The organism is Okeania sp. SIO3B5 (assembly GCF_010692555.1).
In the GTDB taxonomy this organism is placed as follows: domain Bacteria; phylum Cyanobacteriota; class Cyanobacteriia; order Cyanobacteriales; family Microcoleaceae; genus Okeania.
Genome location: NZ_JAAHHG010000155.1, coordinates 1 through 19,736, shown reverse-complemented (window position 1 = coordinate 19,736; position 19,736 = coordinate 1). Strand labels below are relative to the sequence as shown.

Sequence of the window (19,736 nt, the reverse complement as noted above, 5' to 3'; positions counted from 1 at the left end):
TCGGTGAATTCAGGAGGAATGGGAATTATAGAAGAAGTAGTCAGAAGAATCGTAAAAGTGATTTTCTACCCCTCGAAATGCCGAAAATCTTAGATTTTTGAACCATTACTACCTAAAAGCTGGTACTTTATTAGTACCTGAAAAGGGTAAAACCTTTACCTGTCAAAACTTTAATATTTATTCAGCAAGCCCTACTTATAGCGCTGTGCGCAGGCAACAGCTCCGGAAAGCAACAGCTCATCTGGGGGAATGAATTGCTGATAATATAAGACTTTTAGCTATTTGGCCCCTCCTGCAATTTGTAAATATACCAGCGCTCATTGCTATATATTGTAAGCATTCAGCCGTTAGCTATCAGCTATCAGCTATGAATTATTAGCTCATTGTCAAGTCAAAAGAGGAATTATACCAATTTGAAAAAAGAATGTTACGAATAATAAGCACCATAAAAAAGACTTTCAGATAAAGTCTGTTTCACGAAAAAGGTAATTTGCAATGTCAAAAATGGTATTAAATCTATCCATTCTGCATTCTAAATTCTCAATTATAAATTAAAATAAATACCCTAACTATTTGTAGCAAACATTTATCAATTTGGTATTAGTCTCCAAGGAGAATTAAAACTTATAAAAAAAAGGTTTTCAGCTAACCTTAACGGATAATCAGTTATAAAAAAACTTCTGGCCTTAAACCTTTTTTTCCCTTCTGCCTTCTGCCTTCTGCCTTCTGTCTTACTTCCTCCAAAGTGTAAGTATTTAACCGAAAATCATATAATATAATGGCAAAATTTAATCAACTATTTCATCCCAGAATAAAAAAACAACTCCCATTACGTTTGGTTCTTACTTTACCAGTAGTATTACAAATATGTGCTTTTATTAGCATATTAGGATGGTTATCATTAGTTAATAGCCAAACAGCAGTTAATGAAATTGTTAATCAGCTCCAAAAAGAAATTAGTAGTCGGGTAGAAGAACGGACAAAAACTTATACAAAAGTTCCATATTTATTTATGAAAATTCATAGTTCTGTAGTAAAAACTGGCGAACTAGATTTAGAAGACTTTCCTAAACTTCAACGCTATTTATGGGAACAAGTACAACTATACGAGTCAGTTCCTTTTATTTACTATGCAAATGAACAAGGAGAATTTCTTGGGGTTGAAAAAAAAGAAGATGGTACAGGAATTCTCTGGATTTTAGACAAACCAAAAATCCCAAGATTAACATTTTATCAATTAAATAAAGAAGGCAAAAAGGGAGATTTTATTGAGAGTAAAGAATACGATCCTCGTACTCGTCCTTGGTATCAATCAGTGATTCAAAATGTTAGTAAAAAAAAATCGGGTAGAATTGGTGAACCTGTTTGGTCTCCCATTTATACTGATATTAGACGACCGATATTAGTTACTAGCTTAATGGTTCCTATCTACACAGAAAAAGAAAATATTCAAGGTATATTAGCAACAGATTTAAGCTTAGTTTCATTAAGTGGTTTTCTGCGCGATATAGACATTAGTAAATCTGGTACAGGGGAAGTTTTTATTGTTGATGATGCTGGCAAACTGTTTGCAACTTCCGGAGAAGAATTACCATTTCAAGTAACAGTTAATGGTATCGAACGAATTCATGCAATAAATAGTAGAAATCCATTAATTAGAGAAACAACTAAATATTTACTAGATAATTTTGGTAATTTTTTGGCAATTAATCAAGATAAAAATTTAAAAATTACTATAGAGGAAGAAAAACATTTTGTTGAAATAAATCACATTAAGACTCAAGGTGATTGGGAATTACTGATTTTGGTAGTGCAGCCAGAGTCAGACTTTTTAGAAGAGATTAATCAGAACACTAAACGCACAATTAGATTATTGATTTTAGCATTAGTAGCGGCCTTAGTCCTCGGTTATTTTACTACTCGTTCGATTACACGACCAATTCAAAATTTGAGCCAAGTTTCTCAAGAAATTGCTAATGGTAAATTAGACCAACATCTGAATATTGTTTGGATTAAAGAGCTGGCAATTTTAGCTCAATCTTTTAATCAAATGATCGAGCAACTAAGGGAATCATTTACTGTCTTAAAACATACAAATGAAGAACTAGAGCAGCGGGTTGAAGAAAGGACTAAAGAGCTACGAATATCAGAAGAAAAATTCTCTACAGCTTTTCGCAGCACTTATCATGCAATTACTCTTAAACGTCTTGAAGACCAAAGATATATTGAAGTTAATGAAAGTTTCTTGAAATTGACAAATTACACTCTAGAAGAAGTGATTAATTCTACAGTAGAGGATTTGAATCTTTTGCCTGATTTTTCAGAGCGTCACTTATTAAATATGTTAGAAGAAAAAGGGATAATTCGGAATTATAAACTTGATATCCAAACTAAAGATGGCGTAATCAAAACAGTTTTATTGTCAGCAGAAGTTATAGAAATTGATGGTGAAAAGTATATACTTACTGTAACCAATGATATTACAGAAACCAGGCTGGCTCAACAAGAATTGAGAAAAGAAAGAAAATTATTGCGAGTTTTAATTGACTCAATTCCAGATATCATATTTTATATGGATGTCAATGGAACTTACTTGGCTTGTAATAAAGCTTTTGAGCAATATTTAGGCAAAAGTAGAGAAGAAATTATTGGAAAAACAGATTTAGATTTGTTCTCTCCAGATTTAATTGAAACGAGTCGTTTTTACTGTGCAAAAATACTAAATTCACCTGAAACTTATCAATATGAAGAAGTTTTAAAATATCCTGATGGCTCATTTTATGCAGTTGATACTTTGATTAGTCCTTTATTAAATGAAGAAGGAAAACTAATCGGAATTATCGGAGTTAGTCGTGATATTTCCCAACGTAAAGAAGGGGAAGAAGAACTAAAACAAGCAAAAGAATTAGCGGAGCAAGCGACTAGAGCAAAATCTCAATTCCTAGCAACAATGAGTCACGAAGTTAGAACTCCTATGAATGGAGTTTTAGGAATGACACAACTATTAGCATCAACAGAACTTACTCCCGAACAACAAAAATATGTCAGAACTATAGATATTAGTGGGAACACATTATTAACTGTAATTAACGATATTCTTGATTTCTCAAAAATTGAATCTGGCAAATTAGACATAGAAAATCGACCTGTAGATATTCGTGCCTGTATTGAAAATGTTTATGATGTTTTGGCAATAAAAGTTGAGGAAAAAAATATTGATTTATTATACTTAGTAGACCCAGATGTTCCTGCTTATATTATTGGCGACGAAACTAGAATTAATCAGATTTTAATGAATCTTGTTAACAACGGAATTAAGTTTACAGAATCAGGAGAAGTTTATATCCAAGTTTCACAAGAAAAAATCAATGGTAATAGCATCAATACTAATAATAAAAATATCGGACTACATATTTCCGTAAGCGATACAGGAATTGGCATGAATGAAGAACAAATGAATCGTTTATTTAAACCTTTTTCTCAAGGAGATTCTTCCACTACTCGTAGATATGGAGGTACAGGTTTAGGGTTAGCTATATGCAGTCGCTTAGTCAAATTAATGGGAGGAAATTTTTCTGTTGAAAGTGAAGTTGGCAAAGGTAGTAAATTTTCATTTACTATCCAAACTAAAGCAGCTCCAGCACAACCAAAACGATATCTAAATAAACAAACTCCAGAAATAAAAAATAAGCGAGTATTACTGGTAGATGATAATCAAACTAATCTGGAAATTTTAATCTGGCAATGCCAACAATGGCAAATGTTACCTTTTGCTACAGATAATCCTAAAGAAGCAATTTCATGGATAGAAAGAGGAGACTTATTCGATCTGGCAATTCTCGATATGGCAATGCCAGAAATGGATGGTTTAACTCTAGGTTTTGAAGTACGAAAATTTAAATCTCAAGATGAATTACCACTAATTTTACTAACTTCTCTCGGGAAGTATAATGAAGATGTTGATTTGATAAATCAAATTTTTTCCGCCTATATTTCTAAACCCGTTAAACAGTCTACTTTATTGAAAACTATAGTGGATATTTTTGCTACTGTTAAACAGTCATATAAAAAACAACCAACAAAACAAGTAAAAATTGACCAGAAATTAGCAGAAAATTTACCTTTAAAAATATTGCTGGCAGAAGATAATGTAATTAATCAAGAATTTGCTTTAGCAATATTAGAAAAAATGGGCTACAAAATTGATGTAGTAAATAATGGTATAGATGCGATCGCAGCTTGTAAAAACAAAAATTATGACATTATACTTATGGATGTACAAATGCCAGAAATGGATGGTTTAGAAGCGACTCGCGAAATTATTAAGCAGTTGCCATCAGAAACACGCCCAAAAATTATTGCCATGACTGCTAATGCGATGCAAGATGATCGAGATGAATGTTTGCAAGCAGGAATGGATGACTATGTTAGCAAACCGGTAAAAATTCAAGTTATGCAACAAATGCTAGAAAAGTGGGGAACAAAACACACTAAGATTAACGATACTACTTCCAGCAGTAAAATAATTGATCGAACTGCAATGATCGTCTCTATGGCAGAAACTAAACCTGAGTTAGTCAAGAAAATGACACACCTATATTTAGACCGGGAAGCACCCCGACGTCTTACAGAAATTAAACAAGCGATCGCTGAGGAGAATGCTAAATGTTTGAAACATTCTGCTCATACTCTCAAAGGTGGTAGTGCTACTTTAGGAGCTATAGGTGTAGTAGAGGTTTGCCGACAGTTGGAAGCTAAGGCTAAAAATCAAGATTTTGCAGATATCGAGCAATTAGTGCAGTTATTGGAAGAGCGTTATGAAGAAGCTAGAAAAGAGTTAATTAAGTTTCTATAAGAAGGAAGAAGGAAGAAGGAAGAAGGAAGAAGGAAGGAAGGAAGAAGGAAGAGGGAGAAAAAAACTTAAATTTCCTGTAGATATTCACCCTTGGGTTTACACAAACGATACCAACGGACACGATCAGGACTTACGCAAAATATCAAATTATACACCATCTGTAGCGGAGAATGGCTATTTGCCCCTACTAGATATGGTAGTTCTGCGTAAGTCCTGATGATATTATATCATGTCCGGATAAGAGCGATCTGGAAAAAACTTATCCTCTTGCTTAAACACTAAATCTTTCTATTTTCCCTACTCCCCTACTCCCCTACTCCCCTACTCCCCCGCTCTCCTACTATTTTAATAATAAGTATTCAACCGGACATGATATTAGTCCTGCTCGCGTAATGCTAAATAGAGTTTGCTGAAAAAGTCTTATGGGTGAGGGTAGGAGTCAGGAGTCAGGAGTCAGGAGTTAGGGGAATTATAGAGGAGGTAGGAGGAAGAATAGTCCCTTGATTTTTCTGCACAACTCTTGCCTAAAATGTTAATTTTTTGAACCATTACGACCATTAAGCTTAGACTTTTTTCAACTAAAAAATGCGCTCAACCTTTATATGTCAATGCTTTTATATTTAATCAGCAAACCCTAAATAGGAACAAGCAATACCTAGTGCGAGTATCCTGTCCTACCCATCCTCATCCTGTCTGCGAGGGAGCAAGATGCTCCCACTACCGTATCTGGTAGCAAAAATAATTGCAATGCACCACCACCAAAAATGTTTAATCTTAGCAATAGATATCTCCAAAAATCAAAAATAAAATCAACTCTTATCTATAAACTATCAATTATTTTTCCCTGTTCTCTATTCCCTCTTTTCTGGAGATATCTAATATATAGTGATATAGTAATTTTGATAGAATTTGCCCACCTGACAGATAAAAATTGTCAATCAATATAGCGTTTCTCAGATTAATGAGGTATACCTATCTTTATTTCTATTCCCTGTTCCCTGTTCCCTATTCCCTGTTATATTATTTTCTCTAAATACTCAAAATATTATGTCTTCTGAGTCCCCAAAAAAATTAATTTTAATCACAGCACTTCTCTCATTAATTCCATTAAGCGCTGCTCAATACTTACCTCAAGTTAGTAATAATTTTATCTCCACATTTTGGCAGAAATTAACAACAACAAAGACCAGCAAAAACTCACTTACCATTGCAGCTACTGCACCCTCACTATCTAAACCACCAAAACCTCCACCACCAACTTATAAAAATTTCGACATCGTAATTTATGGAGATGAACTTCAAGGAATATGTGCCGCTATCTGGGCAAAAAAAATATTAGGAAATACAGGCAAAGTAGTATTAATACGTTCCAATTCTGAGAATGCACCTCTAGGTGGTTTACTAACACGAAGTGGATTAGCTTATTTAGACTATGATAAAACACCAGGTTGGCAAAATCGACCATATTCTCAGTGCTTTCTTAACTTTTTGAAAAAAGCAAAAGTTGTCGAAGCTTGTGTTGCTCCAGACAAAGGAACAAAAGCAATGAAAGAAATGTTAGAAGAGGCAGGAATTGTAGTTATTTCTCATGCTTCGATTACACCTTATGTCGAAAATAAAAAAATTAAATTTGTACAGATAAACGACACAAATATTAGAGTCAAAGCTGGTGCATTTATAGACACAACTCAAGATGCAGAATTAGCAAGAAAAGCAGGTGTACCTTACTCTTTAGGATTTGCATCACAAAATCCAAAACTACGGGATGAAACTATCGCAACTTCTATTGTTCCCACAGTGACTGGTTTAAGTATTTACGAATTCAAAAAAATAGAATCAAAAATACTGTATAACCGTCAAAAAATGGCAAAAATAAAGACAAAAATTCAAGCAGAACAAGCACCCACAAATGCTGAATTTACCCTTGCAAAATTTAGATTGCCAATAATTAAAACATATAAAGATGGCTATATTAACAGAAGTATTGCTTTAGCAGGGGCTTATCATATTCATAGAAAATACTCATTTAATCTAGATTTATCATCAATATTCTTATTTGATAAACTGAATATTTGTCGTGTGGGTAAACGGGAATTATCTTTGAATGGATTTTTGTTTAAATATAACAGTCAAAAAGTGAGAGAAATAGAAAATAATAACTTTCAACCAACTCAAGAAATGATTACAGAAATGCAGGAAATTGAAGCTTGGTTGAGAAAAATGTCAGGGAAAGATGTCAAAGTAATTTTACCTTCAGAAGTTTATATTAGACATAGTTTAAATATTATGGATGTTGTCGATCCATTGACAGGAAAGGAAATTCTTCAAGGAGGCACTTCAGCAGAAAATTCTATTGGTACTTTTTCTTATGAATTTGATTTTCGGGGTGGTGTTAAAGGTTTAGGTATTAATTATTTACCTCTGCCGAGATATAACTTTGGAATTGAAAGTGCTTTAGCTAAAAATGTGAATAATTTAGCAGTTGTCGGACGCTCATCTGGATATATAGGAATTGCCGTAGCAGTAGCAAGAATTCAAACTATGAGTATTTATCAAGGACAAGCAATCGGAGTAGCAGCAGCTATAGCAAATCAAAAAGGTATACCTTTGAATCAAATTACCTCTGCTGAAGTTCGGGAAAAATTAGAAACTTTAACTGGTAAACATACAAAATTAAGAGGTGAAAATAGAATAGGAGGTAGAAATTATAATCATGTGAATTAGGGGAGTAGGGGAGTAGGGGAGTGGGGGAGTGGGGGAGTAGGGGAGTGGGTAGGGACGTTGCATGCAACGTCCGTATTGATGTTTAATTTATCTATTGTCCAATAGTTATGTTTATTTATATACAGTCACAGTCAAGCGATCGCTCAGTTGAGGGAGATTGATGTTGGATTTATCTATTGTCCAATAGTTATCTTGAGTTTAGATATAGTTAGAGTCAAGCGATCGCTGAGTTTCAGCAGATTGATGTATCTATTGTCCAATAGTTATGTTGAGTTTAGATATAGTCACAGTCAAGCGATCGCTCAGTTTCAGGAGATTAATGTTTAATTTATCTATTGTCCAATAGTTATCTTGAGTTTAGATAGGGCTTGCTGATTAAATCGAAAAGCATTGACATATAAAGATTTTAGCCTTTTTGGGTTTGAAAAAAGTGCCTGGGAATCAGCTCTTCATGCTCAAAAAGTAAGTATTTTAGGCGCATAGTTGGGCAGAAAAATCAAGGGACAATTTTTCCGACTACCTCCTCGCTCATTCCTATTTCTCCTGTCTCCTGTCTCCTGTCTCCTGTCTCCTACCCCTACTAAAAGACTTTTTCAGCAAACCCTAGATATAGTCACAGTCAAGCGATCGCTCAGTTTCAGCAGATTGATGTTTAATTTATCTATTGTCCAATAGTTATCTTGAATTTAGATACAGTCACAGTCAAGCGATCGCTCAGTTTCAGCAGATTGATGTTTAATTTATCTATTGTCCAATAGTTATCTTGAATTTAGATACAGTCACAGTCAAGCGATCGCTCAGTTTCAGAAGATTAATGTTTGATTTATCTATTGTCCAATAGTTATGTTGAGTTTAGATATAGTCAGAGGAAGCGATCGCTCAGTTTCAGAAGATTGATATTTGATTTATCTATTGTCCAATAGTTATGTTGAGTTTAGATACAGTCACAGTCAAGCGATCGCTCAGTTTCAGCAGATTGATGTTTAATTTATCTATTGTCCAATAGTTATCTGGAGTTTAGATGTCAGAGAAAAGCGATCGCTCAGTTTCAGCAGATTGATATTTGATTTATCTATTGTCCAATAGTTATGTTGAGTTTAGATACAGTCACAGTCAAGCGATCGCTCAGTTTCAGCAGATTGATATTTGATTTATCTATTGTCCAATAGTTATGTTGAGTTTAGATACAGTCACAGTCAAGCGATCGCTCAGTTTCAGCAGATTGATGTTTAATTTATCTATTGTCCAATAGTTATCTTGAATTTAGATACAGTCACAGTCAAGCGATCGCTCAGTTTCAGCAGATTGATGTTTAATTTATCTATTGTCCAATAGTTATCTGGAGTTTAGATATAGTCAGATGAAGCGATCGCTGAGTTTCAGCAGATTGATGTTTGATTTATCTATTGTCCAATAGTTATCTTGAGTTTAGATATAGTTAGAGTCAAGCGATCGCTAAGTTTCAGCAGATTAATGTTTGATTTATCTATTGTCCAATAGTTATGTCGAGTTTAGATATAGTTAGAGTCAAGCGATCGCTAAGTTTCAGCAGATTGATGTTTGATTTATCTATTGTCCAATAGTTATGTTGAGTTTAGATATAGTTAGAGTCAAGCGATCGCTAAGTTTCAGCAGATTGATGTTGGATTTATCTATTGTCCAATAATTACAGCAGTTTCCGCGCATTATGAAGTACATCTCTGGAGTCTAGTCGCAGCTATATACTTTCATGCAACAAAGCCATTGATAATGGATAATTGATAATTACCTCTGGTTAAAACCGCTCTTGATTGAATATAAGGAAATATTATTTCTTTTTTTTTTCCCTTAAAAGAGGGAGGCTTTAAACCAGAATTATTCATTATTCATTATTCATTATTCATTATTCATTATTCATTATTCATTATTCATTGATAATGGCTTGCCCAAAAATATAAATTGATAGAATTGCTAATAATCCACGAAAAGCTAAACTGATAATTTTGTCTGGTAATCTAGGCAGAAATCTCGTACTAAATTGAACACCTAATAAACCACCAAATCCTAATAATACTCCTGGTTCCCATAAAACATTACCCCTAATTGCATGACCTATACAAGCAGAAAAAGCCGTAATTACAATCACTCCCAAGCTAGTTTGAATAGCTACCTTAATACTTTCACCTAATAATAATATTTGCAAAGGTACTATAATTACACCACCTCCCACACCAAATACACCTGCTAATAATCCAGCCAAACTACCAGTAAAAACTCTAGCAATAACCTTCATATATTTATCTGGAAGTTGATAATTTATTTCTTTGACTATTTTCTCAAATATTAGTGGTAAAGGATGGGGAGTAAATGGCAACATAAATTCCACAACAAAATCTTGATGATTAGTATTTTCTGGTTTGACTTGAAGATTTTCCTGCCGATTATTTTGTAATTCTTCCTCTTGCTTTTTCTTCATCGTTATTTGTTTACGAAACTCCACTAAATAGATATTCAAAGCTAGAAATAATCCAAAAGCAAATAACAACCAACGAGAAGGAAATAAATTGGCAAAATATACCCCCAACTGAGCAGTAATCAAAGCCGGAAATCCTATTCCTAACACTCGATTAATACTTAAATATCCCATTTTCCAGTTTTGAAAACTACCAGAAGTAGCCGTAATTATAATTGATAAACTGCTAGTAGCAACTGCTTGTATTGGTTCATATCCTAATGTTACTAATAAAGGTACCAGAACAGTACCACCACCAATACCTAAAAATCCAGCCAATACACCAGCAAATAATCCAGAAAAAGCTAGACTAAATAATTCTATAAAAGTCATTTCAGTTATCAGTTATCAGTTATCAGTTATCAGTACCTCTGCAATAAGGAGGCTTGAAATACAGAATCTTCTTTTTTATTCTCTTGAAAGAGGAGGCGTAACTACCAAAATTTTTCGCTCATTTAATTTAAAATTTTCAATTTTTTATAATAGATAACCTAAGTTATAGTAATTTCATTTGAGTTGGGTAAAAAACCTAGTCGCTTTTAGGCAACAGGCAAGAAGGTTTGCCAGACTTTTTACTGTTAGTAAATAACTAACTCTTGTTTGATATTTCATTTGAAAACCCTATATCTAAAAAGAACTTATTTGGAAAACTCCAGTTATTGTATCCTAATTCTTTCTTCTTGCCCAAAATTTATTTTCAAAATAGAGAGCTGATATTAAGTTGCGCTGATTAACCACAATATAAAAAGATAAAAAATATGGCATACTCCTCAAGAGTCATCTTAAGCGAGCCATGTCATCCGCCAAGAAATAAATTTCTTGGCTCAAAGTAGAAGTCATCTAAAGATGACTAAAGATAGCTAATTTATTATGGCTAATTAATGAGACTTGATATGAGAAATTTCACAACTATAACAGATATTTAATTATGATGAATATTAACCCCAGAAAATTTTAGTTTTTCTCAAATGTTATACTTAGCAAAATACCAAAGTAGGGACGTTGCATGCAACGTCCCTACAGAGTAGAGGGAAATAATTGATGATTTATCTATGATAATTGATTTTATTTTTTATTATTGGAGATGTCTAATATTAAATTTAAAGACTTCCCTTGAAAGCCTTCAATTATACTCTTGATAAATGTGAAAAATTTAAACAGAGCAAACTTAATATTATTAAAGGAAATTTATCTGAAAAAATGCCCAAACAATCTATTCCCAGAATTGAATATCTACGAGTAAAAAATTATCGCGCTCTGCGTGACTTAGAACTCAAAAAAATCACCCCATTAACTGTATTTTTAGGTCCAAATGGTAGTGGTAAATCCACAATATTTGATGTCTTTGCTTTTTTATCAGAATGTTTCACAGATGGGCTGAGAAAAGCTTGGGAAAAAAGAAGTAGATTTCGAGAATTACGAACTAGAGATACTGAAGGAAATATAGTACTTGAACTTAAATATCGAGAAACAAAAGATTCTCCTTTAATTACATATCATCTCGCCATTGCTGAAAGAACAAAAGGTCCTTATGTTGCTGAAGAATGGTTGCAGTGGAGAAGAGTTGAAAGAGGAAAACCTTTTAAGTTTTTAGACTTTAAAGAAGGGGAAGGAAAAGTAACTACTGGAGAAATGCCTGATGCACAAGACGAAAGAATATCTGAAAAACTAGAATCTCCAGAATTTTTAGCAGTAAGTACCCTCGGAAAATTTGCTAAACATCCTCGTGTTAGTGCCTTAAGAAAATTTATTACAGGTTGGCATCTTTCCTATTTAACTGCAGATAATACTCGGAGCATTCCCGAAGCAGGTGCTCAAGAAAGATTATCTACAACAGGTGATAATTTACCTAATATTATTCAATATCTGAAAGAACAACATCCAGAACGACTTGAAAAAATTATTGAGATCCTTTCCTTTCGAGTTCCACGTTTAGAAAAAGTTGCTGCTTCAATTATGCAAGATGGCAGACTTTTACTACAAATAAAAGATGCTCCTTTTGCGACACAAATTTTAGCAAAATTTGCCTCCGATGGCACTTTGAAAATGTTAGCTTATCTAACTGTATTACATGACCCATATCCAGCACAACTTATCGGTATTAAAGAACCAGAAAATCATCTACATCCTCGTTTATTACCAGAACTTGCTGAAGAATGTCGCGCTGCTTCAGCTAATACTCAACTGATGGTAACAACTCATTCTCCATTTTTTGTTGATGGGCTAAAACCACAGGAATTATGGGTACTTTATCGAGAAAAAAATGGCTATACTCAAGCTAAACGTACTGATGAAATGCGAGGAATTAAAGAATTTGTGGCAGAAGGAGCGTCTTTAGGTGATTTATGGATGGAAGACTTTTTTGAAGTTGGAAATTATTTGAAAAATCAAGGTGTAATACGTAAAAATTAACCTAGAAATCAATCATTATAGGAGTAGTTAACTTTGCATATTGAATTTCTAGTCTTCCTTCTACTAAACTTCTGATTTAATACCAGCAAATAAATCTAGTTCAAACAATTTCATAAAACAATTAACATGAATAAAACCTATCTTTCTTAACCAGTCACATTGAGTTTCTACAGGAGTAAGAATATTTGCTATTGTAATTTTAGTAGGGTGGATAAAAATTTGCTCACCCTACCTGTAGTTTATTCTAATCTTCTTCTTTAAATTAGGTTACTATTTGTCACGTCTTTCATTAGTATATTTTGTCATTTTTAGACCGACAATGACAAGTTTTGATGCAATTTCACTTGCTGTTATTGCTGTTGTTTCAGAGATTTTTCCCGATATAAAAAGTCCTAAAATTGTTACAATAATAATCGCACTAATTCTAGTTAAGCTTAGAGCAATATTAAAGCTTAACTTTGCTTGCCGCAGTCGTTCTTGAATTACGGGTTGTTCCGTTGTGGTAGAAGTGGAATTTGGATTATTATTAAATTTAGTCATAGTTGAAATTCCTTTATTACTTTGTTGTCTCCTATATTTACATTTGATAATTAGACTAACAATGGGAAAATGTAAGGAAATAACTGACATATAAAATACGGAAAACTTATGCAGTTTCACAAAAATGTATGAAAAAGTATGAAAAAGTATGGAGTTATATATTTTAGATAGTAAATCAATTTATATGATAGGATTGGTAAAAAGTCTAGATTTCTAAACTATCCATGAACTTAGAAGTTGAATTTACTTACGAAATAGCAAAAAATTTTCTAAATGAAGTTTTAAAAGAAAAAGAAAAACAGTACCTTAATGATGCTGAAGAAATAGTTTTCAAAGGTTCTTGGGAGTACCTTCGTTATTGGGAAATGAAAAAGGATTTTAATTATACTGAAGACCATCTAAGGGCAATTGGCAAGAATTTATGGGATAGACTATCAGAAGTATTAGGAGAAAAAGTATCTAAAACAAATTTTAAAAGCACTTTGGAACGAAAGTGGAAAGAAAAGCAATCAAAAAGCAAGAATAATTCTGAAGTTAATCGTCAAATATCAGAAAATGCTATTTATATTGAACGACAACCAATTGAATCTATTTGTTATGAAAAAATCTTAGAACCGGGGGCTTTAATACCAATTAAAGCACCTTCTAAAATGGGCAAAACTTCACTTTTAAACCAAATTGTTAACTATACTAGGCAAAAAAATTATTGTACTGTTAGATTAGATTTCCTAAAATTGCCAAAAGAAAAGTTTAAAAGCCTGGATATATTTATGCGGTGTTTCTGTACTTATATCCAAAAGAATCTGCCAGATAATTTACCGAGAATAACTGAAAATTGGAATGATGTAACAGGTAACACTATCAGTGCCACAAATTATTTAGAAGCAGTTATGGAAAATTTGGAAAATCCTCTACTTTTAGCACTAGATAATGTTGATAAACTGTTTGATTACCCAGATATTTATCAAGATTTTTTACCTCTATTACGGAGTTGGCATGAAGAGGCAAATAATATTGATGTTTGGGAAAAATTACGTTTAATTGTAGTTCATTCCACAGAAGATTATGGACGCTTAGACTTGAATAAATCTCCGTTTAATGTCGAAGCTTTGATAGAGTTAAGAGATTTTAATCAAGAAGAAATTAAAAATTGGGCACAACAACTTGAACTTAATTTAACTAAGGATGAAATTAAGTCTTTAATGGAAAAGGTAGGGGGTCATCCTTATTTAATCAAACTGGCATTTGATAAATTAGTACGTCAAGAAGTTACCTTAACAAAATTGTTAGAAGATGCTACTACTGATGCTGGAATTTATGAAAGACATTTGCGCCGACATTTGAATACACTAAATGAAAATTCAGAGCTAAAAGCTGCTTTTAGACAAGTAGTTAATGCTAGGGAATCAGTGCAAATTGATTCTATTCAATCCCATAAACTATATAGTATGGGATTAATTACTAGAAAAGGAAACAAAGTAATGCCTCGGTATCTTTTGTATCGTATATATTTCCAGGAACGTCTTTAAGGAAGTTAGAAGTCAGAAGTCAGAAGTCAGAAGTTGTTTTTGTAACCGGGATTAGAGCAATGCTCCAACTTAACGAAGTTAGAAGTCAGAAGTCAGAAGTCATAATTCGCCTTAAAAGGTGGGGTTTTAGACCAAATTATTTTGATAAAATCGACTTATTAATTAGTTGTTAATCACTTTTAAATTACCGAATAATTAATAATTAAATAATTCAATAATTCAGGTTGAAAGCCTCCCATTTTAAGGGATGGGATTGCGAGGTTTCCTCGTCATATTCAATCGACAAAGAAAAGAAAAAAAATCCTTTTAACCAATCCTCTTATTTATAAAAAGAGGTAAGGGATTTGCAACTTAATAAAGTACCAATTATTAGTACATAAAAAAAACCTGTTTCTGTCATTGCGAGGCGGTGATATTAGACTCAACCTTAACCGGAAAGAGTCAACCTAGCCGAAGCAATCTCTAGTTTATTTTTTTGCTAGTCCCTAATTCTAAATTCTAAATTCTAAATTCTAAATTCTTGATATGTTGTCACCTACTAACTATTATAAAGTCGGTGGAAGTTTAAAATATACACACCCCACCTACGTCAAACGAGAAGGCGATCGCTTGCTAATTGACGCTTTAAGAAACAGGGATTTTTGTTATGTGCTGAATTCACGACAAATGGGTAAGTCTAGTTTACGGGTTCAGGTAACAAAACAGCTTGAAAAAGAAGGGCTAAAATGTGCGTCTATAGATCTTAACAAAATTAGCAGTTATGCCACTCAAGATGGTTGGTATCAAGGATTTGCTTCTGAGTTATTACGAGGATTTCGTTTGAGAGGAAAGGTAAAATTAGATCATTGGTGGCAGGAACATACTGCTGCAAATCCGGTACAATGTTTGGGAGAGTTAATTGAGGATGTATTACTGGCAGAATTATCACAAACTCTAGTAATATTTGTTGATGAAATTGACAGTATGATTAAGCTAGAGTTTAAAGATGATTTTTTTGCTTTTATCCGTGCTTGTTATAATCAGCGTGTTGATAATCAAGATTACGAACGTCTGACATTTTGTCTGTTGGGAGTAGCTACACCATCGGATTTAATTCAAGATAGAAACCGTACTCCTTTTAATATTGGTAAATCTATTGAATTAACAGGTTTTAGTTTAGATGAAGCAAAGGAGGTTTTAATTCCGGGCTTCAAAAATAGGGTAGAAAATCCAGAACAGGTATTAGCTGAAGTTTTAAAATGGACTGGTGGGCAACCTTTTTTAACTCAAAAGTTGTGTCAAATAATAGTTAAAAATAATGATAGTTGTACTCCCGATGTGGCAGAGTTGATTAAGACTGGCATTATTGATAATTGGGATTTGGAAAATCAGGATAACCCAATACATTTACGTACAATTCGCGATCGCCTCTTGGAAGATGAAAAATGGACAAGTCGGTTGTTGAGGTTGTATAAGCAGGTTTTGGATTCGATACCAAAAGAAGAACAACAAAAAAAAGAACAACAAAAAGAAGAACAACAAAAGCCCACCCTTTCTAAGAAGGGGTTGGGGGGGATTGCAGCAAATCAAAGTTATAAACAAATGAAACTCCGCCTCACAGGTTTAGTTGTCAAACATCAAAATAAGTTGCAGGTTGCTAATGATATCTATAAAGAAGTATTTTATCTCCAGTGGGTAGAGCAAAAGTTGGCAAAGTTATGTCGGGACTTTTACTTTAAAATATTGCGAATATTTTTCGTGGGGTTAGTTATTATTGGAGTGATTGGAGTGATATTTCAGCGAGTAAGTCTTAGACGCGTAAATACAGAAGTAGTGGAGAAAATTGTTACTTCTAAAAAACTTGCTGAGTCTGGCAAAAACTATGAGGCATTGCTGCAAGCTCTGAAAGCTATAAAACAACTACCACGACCTGAGGACTCGTGTAAAAATAACCTGAACAGCTTTTTTGGTGGAAGCTATATTCCACGATTTATCCTAGATAAAATTTGTGCAACTTACTCTTATATGGCTTCTAACCCAATATTTCAGCCTCATGCTGAAAGCAAAGTTGAAGTAAAAAATAATCTCAGGCAAGTTGTACATATAGTAAATGAAAAATCATACCGACAACTTAAAAATCTTGAGAGGCATAAGAATTCGGTCAATGGTGTAGCATTTAGTCCTGATGGAGAGACTATTGCAACTGCTAGTGATGACAATACAGTGAAGTTATGGAACCGTCAGGGCAAATTATTGCAGACTCTCAGTGGCCATGAGAATTCGGTCAATGATGTAGCATTTAGTCCTGATGAAGAGACTATTGCAACTGCCAGTGATGACAATACAGTGAAGTTGTGGAACCGTCAGGGGAGTTTATTGCAGACTCTCAGTGGGTATGAGAATTCGGTCAATGGTGTAGCATTTAGTCCTAATGGAGAGATTATTGCAACTACCAGTGATGACAATACAGTGAAACTGTGGAACCTTCAGGATCAATTATTGCAGGCTCTCACTACCCATGAGAATTCGGTCAATGGTGTAACATTTAGTCCTGATGGAGAGACTATTGCAACTGCCAGTGATGACAAAACAGTGAAGTTGTGGGACCTTAAGGCAACTTTATTGCAGACTCTCAGTGGGCATGAAAATTCGGTCAATAGTGTAGCATTTAGTCCTGATGGAGAGACTATTGCAACTACCAGTGTTGACAAAACAGTGAAGTTGTGGAACCGTCAAGGCAAATTATTGCAGACTCTCAGTGGGCATGAAAATTCGGTCAATAGTGTAGCATTTAGTCCTGATGGAGAGACTATTGCAACTATCAGTGGTGACAAAACAGTGAAGTTGTGGAACCGTCAGGGGAGTTTATTGGAGACTCTCGGTGTCCATGAGAATTCGGTCAATGGTGTAGCATTTAGTCCTGATGGAGAAACTATTGCAACTGCCAGTGATGACAATACAGTGAAGTTGTGGAATCGTCAGAATCAATTATTGCAGACTCTCACCCACCATGAGAATTCGGTCAATAGTGTAGCACTTAGTCCCGATGGAGAGACTATTGCAACTGCCAGTGATGACAATACAGTGAAGTTGTGGAACCGTCAGGGCAAATTATTGCAGACTCTCACAGGCCATGATAGTTGGGTCAATGGTGTAGCATTTAGTCCCGATGGAGAGACTATTGCCACTGCCAGTGATGATAATACAGTGAAACTGTGGAACCGTCAGGGCAAATTATTGCAGACTCTCACAGGCCATGATAGTTGGGTCAATGGTGTAGCATTTAGTCCTGATGGAGAGACTATTGCCACTGCCAGTGATGACAATACAGTGAAACTGTGGAACCGTCAGGGCAAATTATTGCAGACTCTCACAGGCCATGATAGTTGGGTCAATGGTGTAGCATTTAGTCCCGATGGAGAGACTATTGCAACTGCCAGTGATGACAATACAGTGACACTGTGGAACTGTCAGGGGAGCTTATTGCAAATTCTCATCGACCATGAGAGTTCGGTCAATGGTGTAGCATTTAGTCCCGATGGAGAGACTATTGCAACTGCCAGTGATGACAACACAGTGAAGTTGTGGAATCGTCAGGGCAAATTATTGCAAACTCTCACTGGCCATGAGAGTTCGGTCAATAGTGTAACATTTAGTCCCGATGGAGAAACTATTGCAACTGCCAGTAATGACAAAACAGTGAAACTGTGGAACCGTCAGGGCAAATTATTGCAGACTCTCACCGGCCATGATAATTGGGTCAATGGTGTAGCATTTAGTCCCGATGGAGAGACTATTGCAACTGCCAGTGATGACAATACAGTGAAACTGTGGAATGGTTGGCAGTTCGATCGCCTCCATGAGTGGGCTTGCAACTGGATGGGCGACTACCTAGAAAACAACCCTGATTTGAGTAAAAGCGATAAGCATTTGTGTGATGATGTTGGCAACGAGAAGTTAGAAGTCAGAAGTAAGTAGAGACAGGTTTAAGCAAAATCCTTGAGAAATTAGCCATTTATCTAAATGTTGGCAGAAGACAAGCGCTCTCCGGTCACGGGAGCGTCGTATGGGAATGCCAATCAATATTGCGGTTTCACACAGAATATGTTAAAATACCAACGTAGAATTAGCAAGCAGTAAATGGTTGAAAAAGCTTACAAGTTTAGGTTCTATCCTACTCCAGAACAGGAAAACCTGTTGCGGAGAACATTGGGTTGTGTGCGCCTAATCTACAATAAGGCTTTAGCTGCGAGAACTCAAGCTTGGTCTGAAAACAAAGAGCGAGTAGGGTATAAGCAAACTTCTGCTATGCTGACGAACTGGAAAAAGCAGGAGGATTTAGATTTCCTCGCAGAAGTCAGTAGCGTCCCATTACAGCAAGGTTTAAGACATCTACAAACTGCTTTCACTAACTTTTTTAGTGGACGTGCCAAATATCCCAACTTTAAGAAAAAGCGCAATGGTGGTAGTGCAGAATTTACAAAATCAGCGTTCAAGTGGAAAGATGGTCAAGTCTATCTAGCTAAATGTGTTGAACCATTACCTATCAGATGGAGTAGGCAAATACCTCAAAACTGTGTACCAAGCACAATTACCGTAAAACTTGACCCCAGTAACAGATGGTCAGTGTCCCTTAGAGTCAATGACCCTAGAGATTTAAAGCTGAACCCAGTAACTAAACAAATAGGTATTGATTTAGGAATTACCAGTTTAGTTACTACCAGTGATGGAGAAAAAATTTCTAACCCAAAGAATATCAATAAATTACACAAAAAACTGAGATTGGCTCAAAAATCTCTATCTAGAAAAACCAAGGGATCTAATAACTATCAAAAGGCTAGGCTGAAAGTAGCTAGGATACACGCAAAAATTAAAGATTCAAGACTTGACTATACCCATAAACTAACCACTCAACTAATCAGAGAAAATCAAACTGTTGTGGTTGAGGATTTAGCAGTAAAAAACATGGTCAAGAATCATAAGCTAGCTAGAGCTATCAGTGATGCCAACTGGTCTGAGTTAGTCAGACAATTAGAATACAAAGCAGAATGGTACGGTCGTCAATTAATTAAGATTGATAGGTATTTCCCTAGTTCTAAGCGTTGTTCTAATTGTGGTCATGTAGTGGAAAAATTACCTCTAAATATTAGAGAGTGGGATTGTCCTGAATGTGCAGCTCACCATGATCGGGACATAAACGCAAGTA

General features: G+C 34.6%; 10 protein-coding genes. 7 read left to right on the top strand and 3 right to left on the bottom strand.

The window, feature by feature from the left end:
* Window positions 1-778: 778 nt before the first annotated feature.
* The 3 genes from F6K54_RS20530 to F6K54_RS20520 all read left to right on the top strand — a co-directional run bounded on the left by F6K54_RS20530 (window position 779) and on the right by F6K54_RS20520 (window position 7,906).
* Entirely contained in the window at window positions 779-4,855 is a 4,077-nt protein-coding gene (locus F6K54_RS20530) for a response regulator (RefSeq protein WP_293081203.1), read from the top strand.
* A 1,047-nt stretch (window positions 4,856-5,902) separates the two neighbouring features.
* Window positions 5,903-7,579, top strand: coding sequence for an FAD-dependent oxidoreductase (locus tag F6K54_RS20525; protein ID WP_293081200.1), 1,677 nt, complete (start codon window positions 5,903-5,905; stop codon window positions 7,577-7,579).
* 192 nt (window positions 7,580-7,771) lie between these two features.
* A complete protein-coding gene (locus F6K54_RS20520; RefSeq protein WP_293081198.1) occupies window positions 7,772-7,906 on the top strand; it encodes a hypothetical protein in 135 nt (44 codons plus the stop codon).
* A gap of 1,400 nt (window positions 7,907-9,306) precedes the next feature.
* On the opposite strand, the gene F6K54_RS20515 is transcribed toward F6K54_RS20520, so the two are convergent.
* Window positions 9,307-9,441, bottom strand: coding sequence for a hypothetical protein (locus tag F6K54_RS20515; RefSeq protein ID WP_293081195.1), 135 nt, complete (start codon window positions 9,439-9,441; stop codon window positions 9,307-9,309).
* Between the two features lie 41 nt (window positions 9,442-9,482).
* Window positions 9,483-10,403 carry a sulfite exporter TauE/SafE family protein gene (locus F6K54_RS20510; protein ID WP_293081192.1) on the bottom strand — a complete coding sequence of 307 codons (921 nt, stop codon included), beginning with the start codon at window positions 10,401-10,403 and terminating at the stop codon, window positions 9,483-9,485.
* A 780-nt stretch (window positions 10,404-11,183) separates the two neighbouring features.
* Here F6K54_RS20510 and F6K54_RS20505 point away from each other — a divergent pair.
* Entirely contained in the window at window positions 11,184-12,482 is a 1,299-nt protein-coding gene (locus F6K54_RS20505) for an AAA family ATPase (protein WP_293081189.1), read from the top strand.
* A gap of 270 nt (window positions 12,483-12,752) precedes the next feature.
* Here the strand turns inward: F6K54_RS20505 and F6K54_RS20500 are convergent, their stop codons facing one another.
* Window positions 12,753-13,022, bottom strand: coding sequence for a hypothetical protein (locus tag F6K54_RS20500; RefSeq protein WP_293081186.1), 270 nt, complete (start codon window positions 13,020-13,022; stop codon window positions 12,753-12,755).
* A gap of 224 nt (window positions 13,023-13,246) precedes the next feature.
* Here F6K54_RS20500 and F6K54_RS20495 point away from each other — a divergent pair, with 224 nt between their 5' ends.
* The 3 genes from F6K54_RS20495 to F6K54_RS20485 all read left to right on the top strand — a co-directional run.
* Window positions 13,247-14,551, top strand: coding sequence for an AAA-like domain-containing protein (locus tag F6K54_RS20495; RefSeq protein ID WP_293081183.1), 1,305 nt, complete (start codon window positions 13,247-13,249; stop codon window positions 14,549-14,551).
* A gap of 525 nt (window positions 14,552-15,076) precedes the next feature.
* Complete coding sequence (locus F6K54_RS20490) at window positions 15,077-18,508, top strand: AAA-like domain-containing protein (protein ID WP_293081180.1); 3,432 nt, start codon at window positions 15,077-15,079, stop codon at window positions 18,506-18,508.
* Between the two features lie 162 nt (window positions 18,509-18,670).
* A partial coding sequence (locus F6K54_RS20485) for an RNA-guided endonuclease TnpB family protein (RefSeq protein WP_293081177.1) occupies window positions 18,671-19,736 on the top strand: 1,066 nt, incomplete at its 3' end.

What these genes read in the sequence shown, in the direction of transcription:
- F6K54_RS20530 (WP_293081203.1), top strand. Translation starts at nt 779, where the DNA reads ATGGCAAAATTTAATCAACTATTTCATCCCAGAATAAAAAAACAACTC.
- F6K54_RS20525 (WP_293081200.1), top strand. Translation starts at nt 5,903, where the DNA reads ATGTCTTCTGAGTCCCCAAAAAAATTAATTTTAATCACAGCACTTCTC.
- F6K54_RS20515 (WP_293081195.1), bottom strand. Translation starts at nt 9,441, where the DNA reads ATGAATAATTCTGGTTTAAAGCCTCCCTCTTTTAAGGGAAAAAAAAAA.
- F6K54_RS20510 (WP_293081192.1), bottom strand. Translation starts at nt 10,403, where the DNA reads ATGACTTTTATAGAATTATTTAGTCTAGCTTTTTCTGGATTATTTGCT.
- F6K54_RS20500 (WP_293081186.1), bottom strand. Translation starts at nt 13,022, where the DNA reads ATGACTAAATTTAATAATAATCCAAATTCCACTTCTACCACAACGGAA.
- F6K54_RS20495 (WP_293081183.1), top strand. Translation starts at nt 13,247, where the DNA reads ATGAACTTAGAAGTTGAATTTACTTACGAAATAGCAAAAAATTTTCTA.
- F6K54_RS20490 (WP_293081180.1), top strand. Translation starts at nt 15,077, where the DNA reads ATGTTGTCACCTACTAACTATTATAAAGTCGGTGGAAGTTTAAAATAT.